This window comes from Micromonospora orduensis (assembly GCF_006228125.1).
Taxonomy (GTDB): Bacteria; Actinomycetota; Actinomycetes; order Mycobacteriales; family Micromonosporaceae; genus Micromonospora; species Micromonospora orduensis.
Genome location: NZ_VDFY01000273.1, coordinates 1 through 5820, shown reverse-complemented (window position 1 = coordinate 5820; position 5820 = coordinate 1). Strand labels below are relative to the sequence as shown.

4 protein-coding genes and 2 pseudogenes are annotated in these 5820 nt (G+C 71.6%); 5 read left to right on the top strand and 1 reads right to left on the bottom strand.

Annotated features, from left to right (window positions below; translation table 11 throughout):
- A pseudogene (locus FHG89_RS29740) lies at positions 1–336 on the bottom strand (hypothetical protein); the annotation flags it as partial.
- 675 nt (positions 337–1011) lie between these two features.
- On the opposite strand from FHG89_RS29740, the gene FHG89_RS29735 reads away from it, so the two are divergent.
- The 5 genes and pseudogenes from FHG89_RS29735 to FHG89_RS29715 form a co-directional block, all read left to right on the top strand.
- Positions 1012–1881, top strand: coding sequence for a hypothetical protein (locus tag FHG89_RS29735; protein WP_139587709.1), 870 nt, complete (start codon positions 1012–1014; stop codon positions 1879–1881).
- Between the two features lie 692 nt (positions 1882–2573).
- A complete protein-coding gene (locus tag FHG89_RS29730; protein ID WP_139587708.1) occupies positions 2574–2957 on the top strand; it encodes a pilin in 384 nt (127 codons plus the stop codon).
- A gap of 3 nt (positions 2958–2960) precedes the next feature.
- Positions 2961–3875 carry a TrbL/VirB6 family protein gene (locus FHG89_RS29725; protein ID WP_139587707.1) on the top strand — a complete coding sequence of 305 codons (915 nt, stop codon included), beginning with the start codon at positions 2961–2963 and terminating at the stop codon, positions 3873–3875.
- Positions 3876–3904: 29 nt separating this feature from the next.
- Positions 3905–4824, top strand: a pseudogene (locus tag FHG89_RS29720) (PrgI family protein).
- Positions 4821–5820, top strand: a 1000-nt coding sequence (locus tag FHG89_RS29715; RefSeq protein ID WP_139587706.1) for a VirB4 family type IV secretion system protein, incomplete at its 3' end; no start/stop codon positions are given. The pseudogene FHG89_RS29720 and the gene FHG89_RS29715, both read left to right, overlap by 4 nt.

The following is a 5820-nucleotide window of genomic DNA, read 5'->3' as shown; positions in this document are numbered from 1 at the left end:
GGGCGGTGGGGTGGCCGGTCCGATGATCAGGCTGGACGCTTCGGTGAACCAGCCAGGGTGGTGCCGGCGTGCTCCAGCGGCGCAGACGGCGGTCAGGGCGTGGTCGACAGTGACATCGACGACGGCGTCGCCGGGGCGGGTGTAGGCGGCGACAAGCCGGTAGGCCAGTCGCGCGCCGACGGTGCGGCCAGTGTCGGCCGGGCCGCGAGCGGTGCGCCACACGGTGACCGGCACCGGCGGGTCGCCGGCGACCAGGTCGATCAGGGTCGGGTCGACCTCGTGCGGGTCGACAGGCTGGGCAGGGTCGGGGTGGTGCTGCGGCGGGTGCTCGCTCATCCGGTGTGGGCTCCACGCCGCGCCGTGATGCGCTGACACCCCTCAAACCGGTTCTTGTCGGCTCTGGCGGACAACCCTCTGTCTGACGGAGGTCTGACAGCGCCACCGGGTTGGTCCGTCACGCGTCTTGTGCGGTCAGTCCGGCGCCACCAATGGTGGTGGACCGCATTGCCAGCCCGTCGCGCCAGAGCCGGCATGTAATGACCGGCACGGCCACAGAGCGCCGTCATGACAGCACTGCTACGTCGCGTAGCGGGGCCGTGCCGCTGTCAGATCACGGTGGGCCGCAGCCGTGACAGAGAGGCTGCCGTGTCAGGTTGGCGATGTCCGACACCGCCGGTTGTCCGACACCGGCGGGGGGTTGCCAGACCGCCGTCAGACTGCGCTTGGCGGGCGCGGCCTGGCTGTCAGATCCGCCGGCATGGCTGATGTCACCACCGGACTGGCGGTGTCAACGCGCAGGTCAGAGTAGGTCTGTCAGATCATTGTCAGAGTCGGCGCGGATGGCTGTCGCCGTCGACGATCGGCGCGCTGGCGGGTGGACACGGTGTCATCGGGCTTGCCCAACTGGGTTGTCAGAGGTCTGTGAGGTAGCCGTGGCGCAATCGATGCCTCCCGCGCCGGGCGACACCGCCTCGGCGCCTCGAAGACTTTCCCTGCCTCGGAGTGTCTGACATGACCGTGTCCAAGCCAGACTGGCCCGACTCACCGTTGGACGCCGTCGACGCCGCTTTCGCGGCGCTGACCACCGGCCCCGCCCCGATGACACTTGACCTGGACACCCTCGGACCTGACACCGGGCTGCCGGGCGGTGTCATGACACTCCCGGCGCTGCGCGACTGGCTGCTGCGTCACCCCCGCGCCTACGCCGCGCGGGACACGGTGTGGCGGGACCTGGTGTGCCGCGCCCGCCTCGACGGACCGTCCTGGGTCATCGCGGCAGTGGCGATGGCGATGCCCGCTCTGCGCCGCCACGCGGGACGGCTACACGCCGGTTGGTTCGGGGATGCCGCCGACCTCGACGCGGAAATTTTGACTGGTTTCCTCACCGCTTTGCGCGACCGCGTTGATCTGGCCAAGCCCGCCCCTTACGCGGCGTTGTGCATGGCCGCCTGGCGGGCCGGACACGAGTTGCTGCGCGCCACCGGCACCGCGATACCAGTCGAGGACATTGAGCACGTCATCGGCCCTCGCACCCCGCACGTCCCCTATGGGCACCCCGACCTTCTCGTGCGACGTGCCGCTCGCCTCGGGCTGCTCGAGGACTGCGACCTCGACGCCTACATCGACTTGCGACTCGGGCGCCGGTCGATTGAACCCATCGCCGGGCGGCTGGGCATTACCGTCGACGCGCTGCGCAAACGGGTAGCCGGTATCGACGAGCGTCTCGCCGACGCCCTGGGCAAAGGTCTCCTCACCGGCGTCGTGTCCCCTGAGGCCCGCGCGTACCTGCGCAAGCAGTCCGTGCACCGCACGCGGACCCGCGCAGGCCGCGTCGCCAGCCGAGCGGGACGGGCGGCGCCTCCGGCGGCCGCCGCTGCCTGACCTGGGCGGAAATCCTGTCGCGGGGGTCCGGCCATGACGGTCGGACCCCCGCTCCGCTGTCGCGCCCTTGCTGCCGCGGTGCTGCCGGCCGCAGCAGCACCTGTGGGCAACATTGCTGCTGGAGCCGCGCGCATGAGTTCGCTTGCGTGTCAAAGGCATGCCGGCCCTTGAAGGCCTGGCCGGGGTCTGGCGCGGGAGGCCACCACCCGGCTTGTTCTGGGTCACCATGCGTAGAGCGTCCTAGGTTGCTAGCCCTGAACTGGTAGCCGGCGGGCGGGCCTTCACCTTGTGCGACGCGCCCACCCAGCGGGGCCAGCTGAGCCGGGCAACCGGACGGGCGGCCTCGCGCTGCCAGACCGATGTCAGCTCCGAACGTGTCCGCCGGAGCTGACAAACGCCGGTTTGAGGGTGCGGAACATTCCCGGCACCACAGCAAGACGGTGCCAAGATTGCCGCCCGCCGCCGGGCCTCGAGGTTGGGGCCGACCGTGAGCCGGACACCTCGGGTGCCGCGCCGACTGGTGCGCTGACACCTCACCGAGACCCGCCACACCCGACAGGGAGGACGTGCTCCTCCCGAGGGCCTGTCGCGGCTCGACCGTGTCCCTGCCTCCCGCGCCCGGCGGCGGCCTAACCGTTGTCACGACGCCCCACCCCCGGGCATAGGGGGCGGGGCCGGAGGTGAAACCGCCCGTGTCCCGCATTCCGGCACGTCTTCGTGCCCTCATCCACTGCCGTACCGCCCGCCGCGCGGGCCGCGTCGGCACCGTCGCCGGCGCGGTGCTGCTGTCGCTATCGGTGCCCACTCCCGCTTACGCCGACACCGGCGTTGTTGTGTTGGCGGCGAACTCACTGCCGGTCGTCATCGAGAACCTGCGGCTGTGGCTGGTCGGCATCCTCGCCGCCGTCGCCACCCTGTTCCTCGTCCTGGCCGGCGTTTACTGGGCCACGGCCGCAGGTGACCCGGCGCAGGTCGAAAGGGCCAAGGGCGCGCTGAAGAACGCCCCGGTCGGCTACGGGCTGGCCATCCTCGCGCCTGTGCTGTTGCAGGTCGTTCAGGGCATCGTCGGGGGCTGACCTATGGGCTGGTTGCTTGAGCAGATCCTGGACTGGCTCGCCGCGGCGATCCTCGCGACTCTGGACGCGCTGATCGGGGTGATCAGCAGCGCGCTGCTGATCACCCCGATCAGCGCGCTGCCGCAGGTGCAGGCCCTGACCGGCCGTTCGGTCCTCGTCGTGGACACCGTCTTCGTCCTGGCGTTCGTCGCCGCCGGGGTACTCACCATGACCGCCGGTGGCGACGAGGGTTCCCGCTACACGATCAAAGACCTTCTCCCCCGCCTGATCGTGGGGTTCGTCGCCGCGCATTTCTCCCAGCTGTGGTGCGGCATGCTCATTGACCTCGCCAACGCCCTCACCGCCGCTCTCACCACCGGCGACGGGGACAGCGACGGCGCGCTGCGCGCGATCAGGACGCATACCGCCGCGGGGCAGGACAAGACCGCGGTGCTGCTGTTCGTGGTCTGCGTGGCGATCATCGCCGTGCTGCTTGCCGGTACGGCGTTCAGTGTGATCGTCCGCTTCGCTGTCGTCATCGTTCTGACCGCGTTCGCGCCGTTGGCGATGGCGTGTCACGCGCTGCCGCAGACCGATCCGGTCGCCCGCCTGTGGTGGCGCTCCTACGCCGGGGTGTTGGCGGTGCCGGTGGGGCAGGGCTTCACCCTGTTTGCCGGGCAGTGGATGCTCACCGATCCTGACCATCTGCTGCCCGTGCTCGGCCTGCCGGTCGACCCCGGCGGGGTGATCAACCTGTTCATCGTGATGGTCATGCTGTGGACCACCCTGCGGGTGCCCGCGTTGATGAGCCGCTTCGTCTCTGCCTCCGGCGGCCGTGGCACGAGCATGGTCAGCGCCGCGGCACGGGTGATCTTGGTACAGCAGGTCACCCGGTCGGTTCCCGGCCTCGGCCGCGGCCTTCGGGCGGTAGGCCGATGACCGACCACACGGACACCGGCCGGACGCGGATGCCCGCCGACGTCGACGCCCCCGACAAGGTCGCCTACGGCCTGACATTCCGGCAGCTGGCGATCCTCGCCGTCGCCGCCCTCGCCTTCTACGGCGCCTGGCGAGGCCTGCACACGGTCGTTCCGCTGCCGGTGCTCGTCGGTGCCGCCGTTGTCGCCAGCGGGCTGGTTGTCGGTGTCGCGGTCGGCCGCCGTGACGGGCTCTCCCTGGACGTGTGGCTCCTCGCCGCCGTTCGGCACTGGCGCTCGCCTCGAGCACTGTCGACCACCGACACACTGTCGAAGACCCCCGACTGGGTGCAGGCACCGAAGAGAGCGGTGATGCTGCCGGCGCCGCTGAAGCTGCCCGCGGACGCCATCGACGACAGCGGGGAGATCCGCCTCGGCGGGACACGGGCGGCGATGGTGGCCGCCACCAACGTCAACCTCGCCCTGCGCAGTCCCGACGAGCAGGCCGCCCTGGTCGACACCTTCGGCCGCTGGCTCAACAGCCTGTCCACACCGACGCAGATCGTCGTGTCGGCGCAGCCGGTGGACCTGCACTCGGCCGCCCGCACCCTCGCCACCGCGGCGCACGCCCTGACGCACCCGGCCCTGGCCGACGCCGCGACCGATCACGCCCGCTTTCTCGACGACCTCGCCACCGGTAGGGATCCGCTGCGCCGGCAGGTCCTCATCGTCACCCGCACCGGCGCGGGCGAGCGGGGCGAGCACGCCGCGCGCCGCCGCGCCACCGACACCGTCCACGCCCTGTCCGGCCTCGGCGTGAGCGCCCGGGCCCTCGACGGGGCGGCGGTTACGGCGGCGGTCGCCGCCGCCGCCGACCCTACCGCCCGCCCCGACCTGGCGGCCTCGCCGCTCCCGACACCGTCGTCACCGGGCCGGACATCCACCCCGAGAGGAAGAAGCGATCCCGATGAAAGTCCGCACCCGTTTCCGCACACCCACCCCTGGTGGTGGCCAGCCCTCCACGCTGGCGGCTACCGTCGCTCCCGCCTCGGTTGAGGTGACCCCGCGGATGCTGCGCGTCGGCGACGGCTACGCCGCGACCCTCGTCGTCACCGGCTACCCGGCCGAGGTCGGCCCGGCCTGGCTGGAACCGCTGCTGTCCTGGCCGGGCCGCCTCGACCTGGCCCTGCACATCGACCCGCTGCCCGCCCCGGTCGCGGCGTCTCGGTTGCGCAACCAGCGTGCCCGCTTCGAGTCGTCGCGGCGCGCGGACGCCGAGGCCGGCAAGCTGACCGACCCCTGCGTCGACGCGGCCGCGGACGACGCCGCGGACCTCGCCCAGCGCCTCGCCCGAGGCGTGGCGAAGCTGTTCCGCGTCGGCCTGTACCTGACCGTGCACGCCCGCAGCGAAGACGAACTCCTGCACGCGTGCGCGCAGGTGAAAGCCGCCGCCGCGTCGACGCTGATCGAGGTGCAGCCGGCGACCTGGCGGCACCTCGCCGGCTGGACCACCACCCTGCCCCTGGCCACAGACTCGCTGCGGGTGCACCGCACCATGGACACCCAAGCCCTCGCCGCGGCGTTTCCCCTCGCGTCGGCGGACCTGCCCGCGCCGCTGCCCGGCGACCCACCCGCCGAGGGCGGCATCCTCTACGGCGTCAACCCCGACTCCGGCGGCATCGTCTGGTGGGACCGCTGGGCGCAGGAGAACCACAACTCCGTCGTCCTGGCCCGCTCCGGGGCCGGGAAGTCGTACTTCGTGAAGCTGGAAATCCTGCGCAACCTCTATCAGCGGGTGCGGGTCGCCGTCATCGACCCCGAAGACGAATATGTGCGCCTCGCCGACGCCGTCGGCGGCACCGTCATGCGCCTCGGTATGGCCGGAGTGAAGGTCAACCCGCTCGACCTGCCCGCCCGGGACACCCGCCCCGACGTCCTCACCCGCCGCGGCCTGTTCCTGCACACCC

What these genes read in the sequence shown, in the direction of transcription:
- FHG89_RS29735 (WP_139587709.1), top strand. Translation starts at nt 1,012, where the DNA reads ATGACCGTGTCCAAGCCAGACTGGCCCGACTCACCGTTGGACGCCGTC.
- FHG89_RS29725 (WP_139587707.1), top strand. Translation starts at nt 2,961, where the DNA reads ATGGGCTGGTTGCTTGAGCAGATCCTGGACTGGCTCGCCGCGGCGATC.